Source organism: Pseudomonas sp. RtIB026, assembly GCF_016861355.2.
GTDB lineage: Bacteria > Pseudomonadota > Gammaproteobacteria > Pseudomonadales > Pseudomonadaceae > Aquipseudomonas > Aquipseudomonas peradeniyensis.
The window spans coordinates 1,141,348-1,159,647 of record NZ_AP023348.2 but is presented as its reverse complement, the minus strand read 5'-3'; the positions used below and the strand labels follow the sequence as shown (position 1 = coordinate 1,159,647).

Here is an 18,300-nt window from a genome sequence, read left to right as displayed (position 1 = left end):
TACAACGCATCAGGCTGAACAAACTATTTATCGTACAAAACCCCTTGTTTTTCGACAAACAAGGGGTTTTTTGACCTCATATTTGTAACATAAATGTTACCGGGCCATCATTGACCAGATGCACCTGCATGTCTGCACCGAAGCGACCACTGGCCACCAGCGGGTGCCGGGCCTGTGCCTGGCGCAGCAGATAGTCGAACAGCTCGGCGCCGAGGGCCGGTGGCGCCGCCGTGGAAAAGCTCGGGCGCATGCCGTTGCGGGTGTCGGCGGCCAGGGTGAACTGCGACACCAGCAGCAGGCCGCCACCGACATCCTTGAGCGAGCGGTTCATCTTGCCCTGCTCGTCGCTGAACACCCGGTAGTTCAGCAGTTTGTGCAACAGCTTGTCGGCATGCTCGGGCGAATCTTCAGGCTCGACCGCCACCAGCGCCAGCAACCCCTGGTCGATGGCGCCGACAATCTCCCCTGCCACTTCCACCCGCGCGCCACGCACACGCTGAATCAGCCCCTTCATGCTTCTTCCAGGGGCAGGTCGAGCAGGCGCCGGGCCATCTGGTCGGCGGCGCGCACCAGGGCGTCGGTGATGCCGGGCTCGGAGGCGGCGTGGCCGGCGTCGCGGATCACCTTCAGCTCGCTGTTCGGCCAGGCCTGGTGCAGCTCCCAGGCGTTGTCCAACGGGCAGATCACGTCGTAGCGGCCATGCACGATCATCGCCGGCAGGTGAGCGATCTTCGGCATGTCGCGGATCAGCTGGTCTGGCTCGAGGAAAGCGTTGTTGGTGAAGTAATGGCACTCGATGCGAGCGATCGACAGGGCGCGCTGCGGCTCGGAGAAGCGGTCGACCACCAGCGGGTTCGGGCGCAGGGTCGCGGTGCGGCCCTCCCAGGTGGACCAGGCCTTGGCGGCATGCATCTGGGCGATCTGGTCGTTGCCGGTCAGGCGCTTGTGGAAGGCGTTGACCAGGTCGCCGCGTTCCTCCGGCGGGATCGGTGCGATGTAGTCCTGCCAGTAGTCGGGGAACAGCCGGCTGGCGCCTTCCTGGTAGAACCAGTGGATCTCCTGCGGGCGGCACAGGAAGATGCCGCGCAGGATCAGGCCATGCACCCGCTCGGGGTGCTTCTGGGCGTAGGCCAGGGCCAGGGTGGAACCCCAGGAACCGCCGAACAGCACCCACTTGTCGATGCCGAGGTGCTCGCGAATGCGCTCCAGGTCCTCGACCAGGTGCCAGGTAGTGTTGTTCTCCAGGCTCGCGTGCGGCGTGGAGCGGCCGCAGCCGCGCTGGTCGAAGGTGACGATGCGGTACAGGTTGGGGTCGAAGTAGCAGCGGCTCTGGGCATCGCAGCCCGCGCCCGGGCCACCGTGGATGAACACCACGGGCAGACCTTCCGGCGAGCCGCTCTCATCGACATACAGCACATGCGGCGCTTCCACGGCCAGATCGTGCCGGGCGTAGGGTTTGATCTGCGGGTAGAGGGTCTGCATCGCGCACTCCGTGTGAGGATATTGTCTGCCGCCTGGCATCATAAACCTGAATTGCGCTTTGAGCATGCTCTCGTGCTGGGTGCGATGCATGCGGACGGGTTCTACGGCCAGATCATGTTATGTCCTTGGTCGGCGGCACAGTCCATACCATCCGGGCCTCCCTTCCATCGAGGCCCCACCATGAGCGTCAACAACAACGGCGTCGCTGGCGCGCCAGTAACGGACGAACCCATAGGTTCACTGTCGAAGCGGCTGATCGCCGACAAGATGCCTGACTGGCTGAAGCACGTCGCAAAGCCGGCCCATGCCCACATGCGCAATGCCCTGAGCCAACCAAACGCCTGGTTCGACAAGGCTTGCCTGGCGCACCCGGACATCGCCCGACAGCTGGTACAGGAATATGGCACCCATCGACAGACCCAGGATGAGGTGACCAGGCTGCTCAAGCAGCTACCCGATCTACGGCAGTTCGCCACGCAGCAGCTGACCCAGGCGATCAAGCAGCGCTTCCATCTGCAACTGGACGTGAACAAGACCTATCTGTTCAACGCCCGCCGGGCCGAGGCTTATCAGGACGCCTCCCACGGCGACCCGATCGTTCAGGCAGCACGGTCGTTCAGACGAGCCACGCAGTCCTTGCTGCACAGCGCCTTGCAGAACTTCGAGGCCGAACAGGCGCTGCCTGGTGGGCTGGATACCGCCAGGCTCAGCTCAAGGGTGCTCGACAGCAATGCGTTCGTGGGCGTGGTGCCCAGCGGCAACCAGGTCGAGATCTCGCCGAGCGAATTCGCGGCATTATCCCGCGAGCTGGATATCGGTGGTCAGTACCAGGCGCTGATCGAAACGGCCTGCCAGGCGGATCCGCAGACGGCCAAGGTATTCGGCGACGCGGAACTGAGCACCCTGCGCCTGGAGCTGCACAGGGCTTATCTGGGCGAAAGGCTCGAACAGCCGCTGTATAAGGCCTTGCTCAAGCTGGTCGAACACGGCGAGGCCGAGTACGAGGGCCGTCCGCTGGGCGCGACCTTCCTGCAGCTGTTCGGCAGCTCGGTAACAGGCGCCTTGATCTTCGGTGTAGAAACGGGCCCTAGCCTGCCGTCGCGCTACCCTGCGTTCCAACTGCCCTTCCAGGGTTGGCTGGTCACCTATCTGCCCGGCGCGCGAATCCCCTTGAAGCACCACGCCACCGCCGAGGCGCTGCAGGCCTACCTGCGCGAACAGCTGGGGGCCATGACCCGACTGCAACTGCTCGACAGCGTGCCGGCATGCGACAGCAATGCCTTTCTCACCCAATTGCTGGACTGCCTGCAACCGGTGGACTGGAGTACCTCAAAGGTCTTTCCGGGCCAGTACGGCGGTACGGTAAACCGTGTGCGCGATCCAGACGCCCGAGTGACGGTGGCACAGCAGCCCTTCGGGCAAGGCCTGCGCGAGGCGCTGGTCGCACAGAAACGTCAAAGGTTCAGGGACGATGCCCTGTTCCACGCGGTCCCCACCGCGACGGAGGATCAGATAACCGCGCAGAAACAACTGGCGTACTACACCGGCCTGGCCTTCAACGCCCTGGCCTTGGGCAGTTTCTTCGTACCGGCCCTTGGTCCGGTGATGCTGGGACTGACGGCACTGCAACTGGGGCATGAAGTATACGAAGGGTTCGCCAGCTGGGCGCAGGGCGACAGGCAGCAGGCCCTGGCCTACCTGGTGGACGTGGTTGAAAACGTTGCCCAGTTGGCGGCACTGGGCGTCTGGGAGGCGAGCGGCGGAAAACCTGCCGTCGAGAAAATCACTGTCGAGACGCCTTCATTTGTCGAAGAACTGGAGCCGGTGCGCAGGCCTGACGGCGAGGTCCGCCTCTGGTCCCCGGACCTGAAGCCATTTGCCCATGACATCGTGCTGCCTGCAGGCTTGAAAGCGGATGAATTCGGCTTGTACCACCACGCAGGCAAGATCTGGTTGGCGCTGGAAGACCGCCTGTTCTCGGTCAAACCCATTGCTGCGCCCCACGCCTACGTCATCGAAAAACCACAAAGTCCCCAAGGCTACCAGCCTCGATTGCGCCACAATGGTGCAGGCGCCTGGCTGCATGAACTGGACCGACCACAGGCATGGCCATTGAAGCAGTTGGCCGGTCGGGCAGGACAACTGACCGCTGGGTTCGACGAAGCCACCCTGACCCGGATCCTCGACGTCAGCGGCACGGATGAGTCCATGTTGCGTCGAACCGTCAGCCAGAACCTGCGCTTGCCGGCGTTGCTGGAAGACACGCTGTCTCGTTTCAAGCTGGATCAGGAACTGCGCACCTCGGTGACGGAGCCAAACATGCTGCGCAAGACGTTCCAGAAGCGCTACGACCTTTTGTACGCCAGGCCCACCGCCCGCGGCGCCACCCTGCGGCAACGTTATCCACAGCTGCCGCTTCCGGTCATCGAAGAGCTGTTGCGCAATGCCAGCCTGGAGGAGCTGCAGGGTCTGGATAAAGGCAGGGTCCACGCCCGCCTTGGTGCAGAGGCTCGCACCTACCAGCAGCAGGTGCGCCTGGCCCGCGCCTATGAAGGGCTATATCTAAACACGGTGCGCAACTGGGACACTGACCGCTTGATCTTGCATACGCTGGAACAGCTTCCCGGCTGGCCCGCCGATACGGTCATCGATCTTGAGCAACACCTGCACTGGCCCGCCGAGCGCACACGAATCGGAGCACAGACCGCCGAGCCCAACGCCACCATTTTCAGCACGACCAATGGATACATCGTTGACGGCAGCAGTGCCCCAGAAGCCTCGGAGAGGCTTCACGACACGCTCTACAGTGCGCTGATGAAAGCCCTGCCGACACCCGCAATCAGCGTACTGGGTAACCTGGGAGTGAGCTACACGCAAGCACTCAAGCGCCTGCTTCGCCAGATGCCTCGACTTTCGCGCGAGGCGTTGCGCAAGGTGTTGCGCATGCAGCCCGTGCGCCAGGGCTTCCACTCGCCGATGCGTCTGGCCGACGGCCGCCTGGGATACCCGATGGGCGGCCATGGCGGCACTGGAGGCGGCTTCACCCGCCATACCCTGCTGCGCATGATCAGGGAAACCGGCCTGCCCCTGCATACGACGCGTACGGCCGACCAGATACTGGCCGACCTGGAAGGCAGCGGACTGAGCCGAAGCGAGATAAACATACGCCTGCAGGCATTGCTGGAGCGGCACACGACCTTGCGCGACACGCTGGCCGCATGGCGACGAGCGACAACCGCCACAGCCGGGCAGGACAGCGAAGCGATCGACACGCTGCATGAGCGGATCATCCAGCACTGGTATGACAATGCCCTGCCTGTGACACCCCACGAGGCGACACCATTGCGTCTGGAGCAGATCGCACTGGACACCTTCCCGTCCGACCTGCCCACGTTCTTTGGCGAAAGTGTCAGGCATCTTCAGCTCATCGACCCGTCCCACGGCAGCGCTTCGAGCCTGGGACGGCGCGAGCGCCAGCTGACCAGTCTGTTCCAACAGTTCCCAGGCTTACGCTCGCTGGAGGTGACCCGACCTTATGTCGACAACGCACCCGCCTCCAACTTCCTGTACGACCTCAGCTCGATCACCCGCCGCCTTCCGGCGCTCGAATCCCTCAGCATCACCAACCTGAACCTGGCATTGTCGAGCAGGGAGATCGAAAGCCTGAGAGCGTTGCCCCACCTTCGGCGCCTCACGCTGGACGGCAATCGGCTGTTATCGCACAGCTACCAGGCCTTCGAAGGCCTGACGCTGGACTACCTGGGCCTCGAACGCATGGACCTCGACCACTGGCCCCAGGGACTGAGGCCACGCCCTCTGACCCGCATCAGGGAGGTCTCGCTACGCGACAACCGTATCCGCTCACTGCCGAGCTTTCTCATGAGCAACGAACCGGACCTTGCCACCCACTCGGTCATTGCCCTGGAAGGCAATCCCATCATCGAGGATCAGCTGCTGCGCATCCTGCTCAATCAACAGGGCCTGGCCGGACGGATCCATGCCGACATTTCATCGTCCCTGAACGCCCGCCTGCGCCGCTACACTCAGCAGCGTGAAGCACTGCGCGACGCCCTCGACAGCTGGGCCAACGCCTCAAGTTCGACGGCGCCGCTGAGCCAGGCCGCCATGGCCATGCGCAACCGGATCGGGGTCAGCATCAACAACTTCTGGCGCAACCAGGAACTGGGCATGCGCCAGACCACGCTGCGCCTGGAAAACATCGCCCTGGAGCATTTCCCGTCGCAACTTCCGTCCTTCTTCCACGATCGCGTGCGCAGCCTGTCGCTAGCCCGGATCAGCAGCACGAGCGCCCAGCTGGATGATTTCCTGCGACGCTTCCCCCTGGTGGAAAACCTCAGCCTCGTCGAACACACCCAGCCGAACCAGGCGCTGCCGACAGCACTCCTGCGCCTGCCCCGGCTCGTCTACCTGTCCTTGCGCGACATGGGGCTGATGATCGATGACAACGTGCTCGCCATCTTCGGCGCACTGGGCAACCTCAGCACACTGGAACTGGCCGGCAACCGCCTGGGCACAATCACCCAGGTGCCCGAGACCTTGCGCAACCTGACTCGGCTCGAGCTGAACAACATGGGTATCGAACAGTGGCCCGCCTGGCTGAACAGCCTGCTGCCGCTGGAACTGCTCGACCTGAGCGAGAACCGCTTGACCGAACTACCCGAACACATCTTCAGCAACCTCGATCACGACTTCCCCGTGTCGTCGATCGCCCTGTTCGACAACCCATTGAGCCGCAGCACCATGTTCCGTGCGCGCACCTCCTCGGACACCCAGCGCAACTTCACCTTCGCCATGAGCCTGCCCGATGACTTGCTGACCGCGACGTCTTCGGATGAAGAACTGGCGGGGGGGCACCTGCATAATCCAATCCTTCCCCTTGCCGATGACCAGCCACGCCTGGAGGCCTGGCTGCAAGGCGCACAGCTGGAAAACGAAGCACTGCGCGATACCTGGCAGCAACTGGAACAGGCAGGCGATGCGGGCAACCTGCTGTCGCTGGTCGGGCGCCTGCAGCAGTCAGCGCCCTTTCGCAATGGCGTCAGCCGGCCGTCCTTCTGCCAGCGCGTGCGCATGGTCCTGATCAAGGCGCTGGTCAGGCCGGAAGAACGCGCGCTGTTCAACGCCATCGCGCAGGAGGCACTGGTGCAACCGGACACCGGCAGCCAGACCTGCCACGACGGGGCACTACTGGTGTTCCAGAACATCGAGCTGCTGATCGACAGTCGTAACCTGCTGAGAACCGCAGGCGATACGGAACACACGCTTTACCAAGAGCTCACGCGCCTCTATCGCCTGTACCGACTGGATGAGATCGCCCGCGACAAAGCCAAGGGCCGGGACGAGGCGGAGGTGCGCCTGGCCTATCGCCGCGGACTGAATCAGGAGCTGAAACTAGGTGTGCCCGACGACAACATGCTCTACGAGGCCTTTGCCGATGTCAGCCGCAGCGAGCTGACAGCGGCGATGGACCAGGTACACCGGGATGAGCAGGGTGAGTCGTTCCTGGGGTATGCCGCGAGCAATGACCAATGGTGCCGATACCTGCGACTGACCTACGCAGCACGCTTCGACGCCATCGAGCAGCAGTACAGGGCGCAGGTCAACGCCCTGGACGAGTCCCCGCAAAGCCTCGATGAACTGGCGCCCGAGTACGAAGCGCTGGAGAACGACAAGCAGGCACGGGAACGGCACCTGATCCGTGAACTGACCACGCTGGCCAATCCGGATCGCAGTTGAGCGCTAGCGCCCGTATCGCTCCCGGCCCCACGTAAGGACCGTCTCCAGCAACCGTCTCAGGACGGCCTGGGTCGGTTGTGCCAGGTCCTGGCGATAGGCGAACGGCTCGACTTCATTCATGTACGTGCTCTGCGCCAGCTCCAGTTGCACGGCATGGATCTGTCGGGACGGGTCACCGTAGTGGCGGGTGATGTGTCCACCCTTGAAGCGGCCGTTGAGCACATGGCTGTAGTGCGGGAACTCGGCGCACACGCCCTGCAGCCGCTTGGCCAGCTCGGGATCGCAACTGGCGCCGTTGAAGGTACCGAGGTTGAAGTCCGGCAGTTTGCCGTCGAACAGATGCGGGATCAGCGAACGGATCGAATGGGCGTCCCACAGCAGCGCATAGCCGAACTCTGCTCGCAGGCGCTCCAGCTCGCAACGAATCGTGTCGTGGTACGGGCGCCAGATCCCTTCCAGGTACGTCGCCCGCTCGTCGGCGCTCGGCACCTGGCCATCCTTGAACAACGGCTCGCCGTCGAACAATGTCGCCGGGTACAGGCCGGTGGTGGCGCCGGCGTACAGCGGCTTGTCGTCGTCCGGGCGGTTCAGGTCGATGACGAAGCGCGAATACTCCGCCGCCACTACACTTGCGCCCAGGTCACGGGCGAAGTCGTACAGGCGTGGAATGTGCCAGTCGGTGTCCGGCAGGCTGCGTGCCTGGTCGACCAAACCGTCACGCACCTTGTCGGTCAGACCCAGCCCGGCGTGGGGCATGCTGATCAGCAATGGCAACCGGCCCTGGTGGAAACTCAATACCTTGTCCATATGACTCCTACAGCGTATCTGATTGACCTTCGTGGGAGCGGGCTTGCCCCGCGATGAAGGGCACCGGCCTCGCCGGTATCGCGGGACAAGCCCGCTCCCACGAAGCTACCCTTCAGTTGGATATTTCATGGCCCAGGCGTACCACGCGCTTGGGCAGGTCGCCGCCGAGCCAGTAGCTGAGGTCGGCCGGGCGTTCGATTTGCCAGGCGATGAAGTCCGCCACCTTGCCCACTTCCAACGAGCCGTGGCTGTCGCCCAGCCCCAGCGCCGTGGCGGCATGCACGGTGACGCCGGCCAGGGTTTCCTCGGGGGTCATGCGGAAACAGGTGCAGCCCATGTTCAGCATCAGACGCAGCGACAGACCCGGCGAAGTGCCGGGGTTGAGGTCACTGGCCAGGGCGATCTTCACGCCGTGTCGGCGCAGGGCGTCCATCGGTGGCAACTGGGTTTCGCGCAGGAAGTAGAACGCCCCTGGCAGCAGCACCGCGACGGTGCCGGCCTCGGCCATGGCGATGGCGTCTTCCTCGGTCATGAACTCCAGGTGATCGGCCGACAGCGCCTGGTAGCGGGCCGCCAGGCTCGAGCCGTGCAGCGACGACAACTGCTCGGCGTGCAGCTTGACCGGCAGCCCCAGCTCACGCGCCTTGATGAACAAGCGCTCGACCTGGACCGGGGAGAACGCCAGGTGTTCGCAGAAGGCGTCCACCGCGTCCACCAGCCCCTCGGCGGCCAACGCCGGGAGCATCTGCTCGCAGATATGGTCGATGTAGTCGTCCGCCCTGCCCGCGTATTCCGGCGGCAGCGCGTGGGCGGCCAGGCAGGTACTGCGCACGGTGACCGGCAGCTCCTCGCCCAGGCGCCGGGCGACGCGCAGCATCTTGCGTTCGTTCTCAAGGTCCAGGCCGTAGCCGGACTTGATCTCGATCGTGGTCACGCCGTCGCGCATCAGCGCCTGAACCCGCTGGCGGGCACTGGCCAGTAGCTCGTCCTCGCTGGCCGCGCGGGTGGCCCGCACGGTGCTGGCGATACCGCCGCCCTGGGCGGCGATTTCGGCATAGCTGACGCCCTGCAGGCGCTGCTCGAACTCGCCGCTGCGGTTGCCGCCGAACACCGCGTGGGTGTGGCAGTCGATCAGCCCGGGGGTGACCCAGGCACCGCCCAGGTCGACGACGCGGTCGGCTTCGACCGGCGGCACATCAGCGCGGGGACCGATCCACTCGATCAGGCCAGCGCTGGTGACGATCGCCGCGTCCTCGATGACCGCGTAGCGGCCCTCGGTCATGGTCGCGGCGTGGCAGTGCTGCCAGAGGGTTCTCATCAGGATCTCCTTGTAAGCTTAACGGTGCAGCTCGGCAGGCTCCCGGAGCGGCTCGCCACCACCCGCGCGCGGCTTGCACCACAGCAGGTAGGACGCCACCAGGAACACCACCCAGATCACCCCGACGATCAACGCCGCCTGGGTATCGGGGAAGTAGCCGAGCACACCGAAGATGAACACCATGAAGGCAATGGCCAGGGCCGGGCCATAGGGCCAGAAGGGTACCGGGAACTTGAGCTGGGCGACTTGCTCGCGGCTCATGCTGCGGCGCATGGCGACCTGGGTGACCAGGATCATCAGCCACACCCACACGGTGGCGAAGGTGGCGATCGAGGCAATCAGCAGGAACACGTTTTCCGGGATCAGGTAGTTGAGCAGAACACCGACCAGCAGCGCCGCGCCCATCACCACCACGGTCATCCATGGCACGCCGTGTTTCGACAGTTTGCCGAAGCCACGCGGTGCCTGGCCATGCTGGGCCAGGCCGTACATCATGCGCCCGGCACCGAAGATGTCGCTGTTGATCGCCGAAATCGCCGCCGAGATCACCACGATATTGAGCACGGCTGCGGCCGAGCCGATCCCCAGGTTGCTGAAGATCTGCACGAACGGGCTGCCCTGGCTGCCGATCTGCGGCCACGGATACAGGCACATCAGCACGAACAGGGTGAGCACGTAGAACAGCAGGATGCGCAGCGGCACGGCGTTAATTGCCTTGGGGATGACGCGCTGAGGGTCTTTCGCTTCACCTGCGGTGACGCCGATGATCTCGATGCCGCCGAAGGCGAACATCACCACCGCGAACGAGGCGATCAGGCCACTGACGCCATTGGGCATGAAGCCGCCATGGTCGAACAGGTTGCTCACCCCGACCGCGTGCCCGGTGCCCACCTGGCTGAAGCCGAAAGCCATGATGCCAAGGCCCGCGAGAATCATCGCGACGATTGCGCCGACCTTGAGCAGCGACAGCCAGAACTCCATCTCGCCGAAGACCCGCACGTTGCACAGGTTCAGGCCGCCGATCAGAAAGACGATGCCCAGTACCCAGATCCAGCGGGCGACCTCGGGGAACCAGAAGCCCATGTAGATACCGAAGGCGGTGACGTCGGCGATGGCGACGATGACCATCTCGAAGGCGTAGGTCCAACCGAGGATGAAGCCGGCCATCGGGCCGAGGTAGGTGCTGGCGTAGTGGCCGAAGGAGCCGGCCACCGGGTTGTGCACGGCCATCTCGCCGAGGGCGCGCATGACCATGAATACGGCGGCGCCGCCGATCAGGTAGGCCAGCAGCACGGCCGGGCCGGCCATCTGGATGGCCGAGGCCGAACCGTAGAAAAGCCCGGTACCGATTGCCGAACCGAGCGCCATGAAACGGATATGCCGGGCCGATAGCCCGCGCTTGAGACCTTGAGCTTGTTGCATGTCACGTCCTTATTGTTGTTCTGGTCGTGAGAATGAGGGGGGCTGCTGCGCAGCCCATCGCGGCACAAGGCCGCTCCTACAGGGGAACGCATTGCCTGTGTAGGAGCGGCCTTGCGCCGCGAAAGGCCCGCAAAGCGGCCCCCGACGGTGTTACAGGCTAGGCAGGACCCCAGCCGGCAGCAGGCCGGTCAAGGTACCTTTGGCCAGCAGCTCGGACGCCACCTCGATATCCGGTGCGAAGAAACGGTCGCGGTCATAGTGCGGCACGTCCTTGCGCAGCGCCTGGCGCGCCTGCTCCAGCTTGACCGAAGTCTTCAGCCCCTTGCGCAGGTCCAGGCCCTGGCAGGCGCCCAGCCATTCGATGGCCAGCACGCCACGGGTGTTCTCGGCCATTTCCCACAGGCGCTTGCCGGCGGCCGGGGCCATCGACACATGGTCTTCCTGGTTGGCCGAGGTTGGCAGGCTGTCAACGCTGTGCGGGTGCGACAAGGCCTTGTTCTCGCTGGCCAACGCGGCAGCGGTGACCTGGGCGATCATGAAGCCGGAGTTGACCCCGCCGTTTTCCACCAGGAACGGCGGCAGCTGGGACATGTGCTTGTCCATCATCAGCGAGATGCGGCGCTCGCTCAGCGAGCCAATCTCGGCGATCGCCAGGGCCAGGTTGTCGGCGGCCATGGCCACGGGCTCGGCGTGGAAGTTGCCGCCAGAGATCACGTCGCCTTCGGCGGCGAACACCAGCGGGTTGTCCGACACGGCGTTGGCTTCGATACCGAGCACTTCGGCGGCCTGGCGGATCTGGGTCAGGCAGGCACCCATGACCTGTGGCTGGCAGCGCAGGGAGTACGGGTCCTGGACCTTGTCGCAGTTCTTGTGCGACAGCGACACTTCGCTGGTGTCGCCCAGCAGGTCGCGGAAGCAGGCGGCGGTGTCGATCTGGCCGCGCTGGCCACGCACTTCATGGATACGCGCATCGAACGGCGAGCGCGAACCCAGTGCCGCTTCCACGGTCAGGCCGCCGCAGGCGATGGCCGCGGCGTACAGGTCTTCGGCCTGGAACAGGCCGCGCAGGGCGTAGGCGGTGGAGGCCTGGGTACCGTTGAGCAGGGCCAGGCCCTCTTTGGCGGCCAGGGTCAGTGGCTCCAGGCCAGCGACGGCCAGGGCCTCGGTGGCAGGCAGCCACTGGCCCTGGTAGCGGGCCTTGCCCTCGCCCAGCAGCACCAGCGACATGTGCGCCAGCGGTGCCAGGTCACCGGAAGCGCCGACCGAGCCCTTGAGCGGGATGTGTGGATAGACTTCGGCGTTGACCAGGGCGATCAGCGCGTCGATGACCTTGCGGCGGATACCGGAGAAGCCACGACTGAGGCTGTTGATCTTCAGCACCATGATCAGGCGCACCAGGCTGTCGTCCAGCGGCGCGCCGATACCGGCGGCGTGGGACAGCACCAGCGAACGCTGCAGGTTCTCAAGGTCATGGCTGGCAATGCGGGTCGAGGCCAGCAGGCCGAAACCGGTGTTGATGCCGTAGGCGGTGCGGTCTTCGGCGATGATCTGTTCGACGCAGGCAACGCTGGCGTCGATGGCCGGCGCGGCGCTGGCATCCAGCTGCAGGCGCACGGGGGCGGCATGGATGGCGCGCAGTTGGGCCAGGGTCAGGGTGCCGGGCTTGAGGGTCAATTCGGTCACTTCGCTACTCCAATCGCATGGGGCCGCGCAGGGCCCCTTCTTGTTGTTCAGTATCACCCGTACAGGGTGCGATCCAAAGCGCGCCGATCAGCCGGTGATCATCGGCAGGTCCAGGCCCTGCTCCTTGGCGCAGTCGATGGCGATCTGGTAACCGGCATCGGCGTGGCGCATCACGCCGGTCCCCGGGTCGTTGGTCAGCACGCGGGCGATACGCTCGGCGGCTTCATCGGTACCGTCGCAGACGATGACCATGCCCGAGTGCTGGGAGAAGCCCATGCCCACGCCACCGCCGTGGTGCAGCGAAACCCAGGTGGCGCCGCCCGCAGTATTGAGCAGGGCGTTGAGCAGCGGCCAGTCGGAGACCGCGTCGGAGCCGTCGCGCATGGCTTCGGTTTCGCGGTTGGGGCTGGATACCGAGCCCGAGTCCAGGTGGTCGCGACCGATCACCACCGGCGCCGACAGCTCGCCGCTGCGCACCATTTCGTTGAACGCCAGGCCGAGCTTGGCACGCAGACCCAGGCCGACCCAGCAGATACGCGCTGGCAGGCCCTGGAAGCTGATGCGCTCGCGGGCCATGTCCAGCCAGCGGTGCAGGTGAGCGTCGTCCGGGATCAGTTCCTTGACCTTGGCGTCGGTCTTGTAGATGTCCTCGGCGTCGCCGGACAGCGCGGCCCAACGGAACGGGCCGACACCGCGGCAGAACAACGGGCGGATGTAGGCCGGTACGAAGCCCGGGAAATCGAAAGCGTTTGCCACGCCTTCTTCCTTGGCCATCTGGCGGATGTTGTTGCCGTAGTCGAAAGTCGGGATGCCTTGCGCCTGGAAGTCGAGCATGGCCTTGACGTGCACGGCCATCGATTGCTTGGCGGCCTTGACCACCGCAGCCGGGTCGGTCTGGGCGCGGTCGCGGTATTGCTCCCAGGTCCAGCCGGCCGGCAGGTAGCCGTTGAGCGGGTCGTGGGCGCTGGTCTGGTCGGTGACCATGTCCGGGCGCACGCCACGCTTGACCAGCTCCGGCAGGATCTCGGCGGCGTTGCCGTGCAGGGCGATGGAGATGGCCTTGCCTTCGGCGGTGTACTTGGCGATGCGCGCCAGGGCGTCGTCCAGGTCCTTGGCCTGCTCATCGACGTAGCGGGTTTCCAGGCGGAAATCGATGCGGCTCTGCTGGCACTCGATGTTCAGCGAGCAGGCGCCGGCCAGGGTCGCGGCCAGTGGCTGGGCGCCGCCCATGCCACCGAGGCCCGCGGTCAGTACCCACTTGCCTTTCAGGCTGCCGTTGTAGTGCTGGCGACCGGCCTCGACGAAGGTTTCGTAGGTGCCTTGGACGATGCCCTGGCTGCCGATGTAGATCCAGCTGCCGGCGGTCATCTGGCCGTACATGGCCAGGCCCTTGGCGTCCAGCTCGTTGAAGTGTTCCCAGTTGGCCCAGTGCGGCACCAGGTTGGAGTTGGCGATCAGCACGCGCGGGGCGTTGCTGTGGGTCTTGAACACGCCGACCGGCTTGCCCGACTGCACCAGCAGGGTTTCGTCGTCTTCCAGGCGGGTCAGGGTCTCGACGATTTTGTCGTAGCACTCCCAGTTGCGCGCGGCGCGGCCGATGCCGCCGTACACCACCAGCTCTTTCGGGTTTTCGGCGACCTGCGGGTCGAGGTTGTTCATCAGCATGCGCAGCGGGGCTTCGGTCAGCCAGCTCTTGGCGGTCAGCTTGTTGCCACGCGGGGCACGGATTTCTACGTCACGGTATTTGTTGTTGTCAGTCACGGGGATGTCCTCTGCGGTCGTCCGACGGCATGTGTGTGTGTCGTGGCGATATACAAACACACCTTTACTTGTATGTACAAGCATAGGCAACCAAAAAAAACCGACCATTCCTCGGGATTCATCAAATGCAAATGGGGCCGCTACGCGACCCTTTCGCGGCACAAGGCCGCTCCTACAGGTCCCGCGCAATCCTGTAGGAGCGGCCTTGTGCCGCGAAAGGCTCACGTAGCGGCCCCGGCTATCTCAACGTGTAATGAGCTCTATCAGGCAGAACCGCCCCTGCACATCCAGCTCCAGCAACCCCTCGCTGCCATCGATCCGCAGGCAGTCATACCGCCCAAGCTGCTGCGCACCCTCCCCGGCCAGCCCCACCTCGACATGATTGCCGGCGGCAAACAGCAACAGCGTCGACGCCGAACTGAACACCCGGTTGCCGCCATCGAACCACTGCAACCGCGCCCGATAGCGCTGCGGCGCATAGATCAGGTTGAAATCGCGAATCGCCCCACCCAGCAGCTTGCAACTGACCTGGCTCTCGCCACTGAAGGCGAACGCATCGAACGGCAACAGCGGCCGGCTGGCCTGGCCGTCGACCAGCAACCGCATGCCGTCGCCCTGCAATACGGTGATGATCCGCTGGTACCCGGCAAAGGTGGAAAAGCCACCGGACTCCTCGATATCGGCAATCGACAGGCGCCAGCCGAAACCGTCCAGGCTGTCGCCGACATCGCGGGTGATCTCTTCGGTGAAGCCACCACCGTTCTTCCAGGGCATGCGCGGATAATCCCGCGCACGCAACAGCTGCAACTGAGTCATTTGCTGAATCGTCCTTCCAGACGGTGACGGGAACCGGGGTGGATCAGGCGCGCGGCGGTCACCGGCTGGCGTCCCGACCAGGTGCGGCGGCGGATCAGCAGGCACGGCTCGCCCCGCTCGATCTGCAACAGCGTGCATTCTTCAGGCTCGGCGAGGATGGCCTCGACCACATGCTCGCCTTCGGTGAGCGGCGCGACCTGCGACAGGTAGGCGTAGGGCGTCTGCCGGGTAAAATCCTGCTTGAGGTAGTCCGGGGCGATGGCGGCGTTGACGTAGCGGTCCTCGATCTGCACCGGCACGCCGTTCTCGTAATGCACGATCAACGAGTGGAACACCCGCTGGCCTTCGCGCATGTCCAGTGCCAGGGCGCGCTCGGAGCCAGCGGCCTCCTCGGCCAGGGTGATCACCTGGCAGCTATGCTGGTGGCCACGGCCGGCGATTTCGTCGGCGATGTTGTTGACCTCGAACAGCGCCGAGCGGGTCTTGGGCTCGGCGACGAAGGTGCCGACACCCTGCATGCGCACCAGCAGGCCCTCGGCGGTCAGCTCGCGCAGCGCGCGGTTGATGGTCATGCGGCTGAAGCCCAGCTCGCTGACCAGTTCGCTCTCCGAGGGCACCCGATGATGAGGCGGCCAGCTGCCGCTCTCGATCTGCTGGATGATCATCTGTTTCACCCGGGCGTAGAGCGGCGCCGGCCCTTCGCCCATCTGGGCAACCAGCGCGGAGACAGGAAGTGTCGGCACGGCGTTGAATCCTTGTGCGGTTGGAGTGAACGGTAGCTTGCCGGAGTTTACCCGGCAGGCAAACGGCTGTATATGTATATACAAGTTAACAATAACAGGATTTCACCGATGTCCGCCTACTTCGCCGAACGCGCCCTGCTGCCCTCGGGCTGGGCCCGCAATGTCCGCCTGGAGGTCGCCGCCGACGGCCGACTGGCCTCAATCGAGGCCGATGCCAGCGCCGATGGCGCCGAGCGCCTGGCCGGGCCGTTGCTGCCGGGCATGCCCAACCTGCACTCGCACGCGTTCCAGCGGGCCATGGCGGGGCTGGCGGAAGTGGCCGGCAACCCCAACGACAGCTTCTGGACCTGGCGCGAGCTGATGTACCGCCTGGTCGGCCGGATCACCCCGGAGCAGTTGCAGGTGATCGCCCGCCAGCTGTACATCGAGATGCTCAAGGCCGGATACACCTCGGTGGCCGAGTTCCATTATGTCCACCATGACCAGAACGGCCAGGCCTATGCCGACCCTGCCGAGCTGTCACGCCGCATCAGCGCCGCCGCCAGTGCCAGCGGCATCGGCCTGACCTTGCTGCCGGTGCTGTACAGCCATTCCGGCTTCGGCGGCCAGGCCCCCAACGACGGTCAGCGACGCTTCATCAATTCCACCGAGCAGTACCTGCGCCTGCAACAGCAGCTTGCACCCTTGCTGGCGCAACAACCGGCGCAGGCGCTGGGACTGTGCTTCCACTCCCTGCGCGCCGTGACGCCGGGCCAGATCGCCGATGTGCTGGGCGCCAGTGATGCGGCCTGCCCGGTGCATATCCACATTGCCGAGCAGCAGAAGGAAGTCGATGACTGCCTGGCCTGGAGCGGCCGCCGTCCGCTGCAGTGGTTGTACGAGCATGTCGAAGTCGACCAGCGCTGGTGCCTGGTCCACGCCACCCACGCCGAAGCCGACGAAGTCGCCGCCATGGCCCGCAGCGGCGCGGTGGCCGGGCTGTGCCTGACCACCGAGGCGAACCTGGGCGACGGTATCTTCCCGGCGGTGGACTACCTGGCCCAGGGCGGGCGCATGGGCATCGGCTCGGACAGCCATGTGTCGCTCAGCGTGGTCGAGGAGCTTCGCTGGCTGGAGTATGGCCAGCGCCTGCGCGACCAGCGGCGCAACCGGCTGTATCGCGGCGACCAGCCGATGGTGGGCCGTACCCTCTACGATGCCGCGCTGACTGGCGGCGCCCAGGCGCTGGGCCAACCGATCGGCGAGCTCGCCGTGGGCAAGCGCGCGGACTGGCTGGTGCTCGATGGGCAGGACCCGTATCTGGCCGTGGCCGACGGCGATGCCATCCTCAACCGCTGGTTGTTTGCGGGCGGCGACCGCCAGGTGCGTGATGTGATGGTCAACGGGCAGTGGGTGGTGCGCCAGGGGCGGCATGGGCAGGAAGAGGAAAGTGCGCTGGCGTTTGTCGAGGTGCTACGCCAGCTTCTAGCCTGAACGCGGTCCCTGTAGGAGCGGCCTTGTGCCGCGAAAGGGCTGCGTAGCGGCCCCAGGCTCAGTGTTGACACAAAGATCGCCGGGGCCGCTTTGCGGCCCTTTCCGGCCGGTCCGACGCCTCGGCAAGGCCGCTCCTACAGGGGATCGGGTCTGCCTGCAGCTCAATGCCTGGCAACAATCTGCTTGTCGGACACTCGCCAGATCAGCCGATTGGTGTCATACCCCTGCTGCCGCGCCTTGGCCAGCAGGTTCTCGCGCTCCCAGGCCGGCAACGAAGGCGTACGCGAAAGAATCCACAGGTACTTGCGATCGGGGCTGCCGACAATCGCCGTACGGTAGCGCTCGTCGACGAACAGGATCCAGTAGTCGCCCTTGGCCACGCCCGGCACCAGGCGGGTGAACCAGTTATCGAACTCCACCCACAGCTTGTCGGTGTGCCCGGCCTCCTGCGGCGTGGCATGGCCTTCGGCGCGCAGCCACTCGTCGCCCATGGTGCGGCAGCGATTGAGCACGCCGACCGTGCCGTCGGGCTTGAGGTTGTAGTGGGCTTCGGATTGGGCACAGCCATCCTGGTACTTCATAGGCAGGCGCGCCAGCTCGAACCATTTGCCCTGGTAACGCTTGAGGTCGACCGCACCTGCGGTCTTCGGCGCCAGCGGGTCGGTGGCCGAGGTGGCGCAGCCACCCAGCAGCATCACCAGGCACACGCCCAGCAGCAGGTGCAGACGCCTCATTTGAGGCCCTGCCCGGAATACATCAGGACCTTGTCCGCCGCGTACTGCACGCTGATGAAGCTCTTCTCGTCACCCCAGGTGCAGCTGCTCATGCCCAGCGCCCCGGAGCACTCCTTGGGCGAGCCGAGCAATTGCTCGACCTCGGCCTTGTTCATGCCGGCCTTGAGCTTGGAATAGTTTTCCTGGTTGATCTTGCTGCAGGCGGTCAGGACGACGCACAAGGACAACAGGGCGAGGGAACGCAACGACATGAAGGGACACTCCTGGAGGTGGATACGCAGGTACGAAGGCCTGCAGGGAGCTT

General features: G+C 65.0%; 13 protein-coding genes. 2 read left to right on the top strand and 11 right to left on the bottom strand.

Annotated features, from left to right (window positions below):
• Positions 1 to 76: 76 nt before the first annotated feature.
• On the bottom strand, positions 77 to 514 hold the full coding sequence (gene dtd / locus PRtIB026_RS05235; RefSeq protein WP_050707270.1) for a D-aminoacyl-tRNA deacylase: 438 nt from the start codon (positions 512 to 514) through the stop codon (positions 77 to 79).
• Entirely contained in the window at positions 511 to 1,431 is a 921-nt protein-coding gene (gene pip, locus PRtIB026_RS05230) for a prolyl aminopeptidase (protein WP_244671027.1), read from the bottom strand. The genes dtd and pip overlap by 4 nt, the downstream gene beginning before the upstream one ends.
• On the opposite strand from pip, the gene PRtIB026_RS05225 reads away from it, so the two are divergent.
• Positions 1,360 to 7,239, top strand: coding sequence for a dermonecrotic toxin domain-containing protein (locus PRtIB026_RS05225; RefSeq protein ID WP_203648359.1), 5,880 nt, complete (start codon positions 1,360 to 1,362; stop codon positions 7,237 to 7,239). The genes pip and PRtIB026_RS05225 overlap by 72 nt on opposite strands.
• Before the next feature lie 3 nt (positions 7,240 to 7,242).
• Here the strand turns inward: PRtIB026_RS05225 and hutG are convergent, their stop codons facing one another.
• The 7 genes from hutG to hutC all read right to left on the bottom strand — a co-directional run bounded on the left by hutG (position 7,243) and on the right by hutC (position 15,753).
• The gene (hutG, locus tag PRtIB026_RS05220) at positions 7,243 to 8,046 is read right to left on the bottom strand and encodes an N-formylglutamate deformylase (protein ID WP_203648361.1); all 804 of its coding nucleotides are present in this window, start codon (positions 8,044 to 8,046) and stop codon (positions 7,243 to 7,245) included.
• 112 nt (positions 8,047 to 8,158) lie between these two features.
• Positions 8,159 to 9,364 (bottom strand): imidazolonepropionase, encoded by a 1,206-nt coding sequence (gene hutI, locus PRtIB026_RS05215; protein WP_203648363.1) that lies wholly within the window; start codon positions 9,362 to 9,364, stop codon positions 8,159 to 8,161.
• An 18-nt stretch (positions 9,365 to 9,382) separates the two neighbouring features.
• Positions 9,383 to 10,786, bottom strand: coding sequence for an amino acid permease (locus PRtIB026_RS05210; protein WP_203648365.1), 1,404 nt, complete (start codon positions 10,784 to 10,786; stop codon positions 9,383 to 9,385).
• Positions 10,787 to 10,936: 150 nt separating this feature from the next.
• Positions 10,937 to 12,469, bottom strand: coding sequence for a histidine ammonia-lyase (gene hutH, locus PRtIB026_RS05205; RefSeq protein ID WP_254465356.1), 1,533 nt, complete (start codon positions 12,467 to 12,469; stop codon positions 10,937 to 10,939).
• A gap of 87 nt (positions 12,470 to 12,556) precedes the next feature.
• Positions 12,557 to 14,230 carry a urocanate hydratase gene (hutU, locus tag PRtIB026_RS05200; RefSeq protein ID WP_203648367.1) on the bottom strand — a complete coding sequence of 558 codons (1,674 nt, stop codon included), beginning with the start codon at positions 14,228 to 14,230 and terminating at the stop codon, positions 12,557 to 12,559.
• Positions 14,231 to 14,473: 243 nt separating this feature from the next.
• Complete coding sequence (locus PRtIB026_RS05195; protein ID WP_203648369.1) at positions 14,474 to 15,046, bottom strand: HutD family protein; 573 nt, start codon at positions 15,044 to 15,046, stop codon at positions 14,474 to 14,476.
• Complete coding sequence (hutC, locus tag PRtIB026_RS05190; RefSeq protein WP_203652717.1) at positions 15,043 to 15,753, bottom strand: histidine utilization repressor; 711 nt, start codon at positions 15,751 to 15,753, stop codon at positions 15,043 to 15,045. Before hutC ends, PRtIB026_RS05195 begins: the two co-directional genes overlap by 4 nt.
• A gap of 144 nt (positions 15,754 to 15,897) precedes the next feature.
• Between hutC and PRtIB026_RS05185 the strand changes: the two genes are divergently transcribed.
• A complete protein-coding gene (locus PRtIB026_RS05185) occupies positions 15,898 to 17,262 on the top strand; it encodes a formimidoylglutamate deiminase (protein ID WP_203648370.1) in 1,365 nt (454 codons plus the stop codon).
• Positions 17,263 to 17,423: 161 nt separating this feature from the next.
• Here the strand turns inward: PRtIB026_RS05185 and PRtIB026_RS05180 are convergent, their stop codons facing one another.
• Together PRtIB026_RS05180 and bamE are read right to left on the bottom strand one after the other, a co-directional pair.
• On the bottom strand, positions 17,424 to 17,996 hold the full coding sequence (locus tag PRtIB026_RS05180; RefSeq protein WP_203648371.1) for a lipocalin family protein: 573 nt from the start codon (positions 17,994 to 17,996) through the stop codon (positions 17,424 to 17,426).
• Positions 17,993 to 18,247 carry an outer membrane protein assembly factor BamE domain-containing protein gene (gene bamE / locus PRtIB026_RS05175; protein WP_028688397.1) on the bottom strand — a complete coding sequence of 85 codons (255 nt, stop codon included), beginning with the start codon at positions 18,245 to 18,247 and terminating at the stop codon, positions 17,993 to 17,995. The genes PRtIB026_RS05180 and bamE overlap by 4 nt, the downstream gene beginning before the upstream one ends.
• Positions 18,248 to 18,300 lie beyond the last annotated feature (53 nt).

Bases quoted from the DNA above. Each gene is read 5' to 3' on its own strand.
- dtd (WP_050707270.1), bottom strand. From the start codon at position 514: ATGAAGGGGCTGATTCAGCGTGTGCGTGGCGCGCGGGTGGAAGTGGCA.
- hutG (WP_203648361.1), bottom strand. From the start codon at position 8,046: ATGGACAAGGTATTGAGTTTCCACCAGGGCCGGTTGCCATTGCTGATC.
- hutI (WP_203648363.1), bottom strand. From the start codon at position 9,364: ATGAGAACCCTCTGGCAGCACTGCCACGCCGCGACCATGACCGAGGGC.
- PRtIB026_RS05210 (WP_203648365.1), bottom strand. From the start codon at position 10,786: ATGCAACAAGCTCAAGGTCTCAAGCGCGGGCTATCGGCCCGGCATATC.
- PRtIB026_RS05195 (WP_203648369.1), bottom strand. From the start codon at position 15,046: ATGACTCAGTTGCAGCTGTTGCGTGCGCGGGATTATCCGCGCATGCCC.
- hutC (WP_203652717.1), bottom strand. From the start codon at position 15,753: ATGGGCGAAGGGCCGGCGCCGCTCTACGCCCGGGTGAAACAGATGATC.
- PRtIB026_RS05185 (WP_203648370.1), top strand. From the start codon at position 15,898: ATGTCCGCCTACTTCGCCGAACGCGCCCTGCTGCCCTCGGGCTGGGCC.
- PRtIB026_RS05180 (WP_203648371.1), bottom strand. From the start codon at position 17,996: ATGAGGCGTCTGCACCTGCTGCTGGGCGTGTGCCTGGTGATGCTGCTG.
- bamE (WP_028688397.1), bottom strand. From the start codon at position 18,247: ATGTCGTTGCGTTCCCTCGCCCTGTTGTCCTTGTGCGTCGTCCTGACC.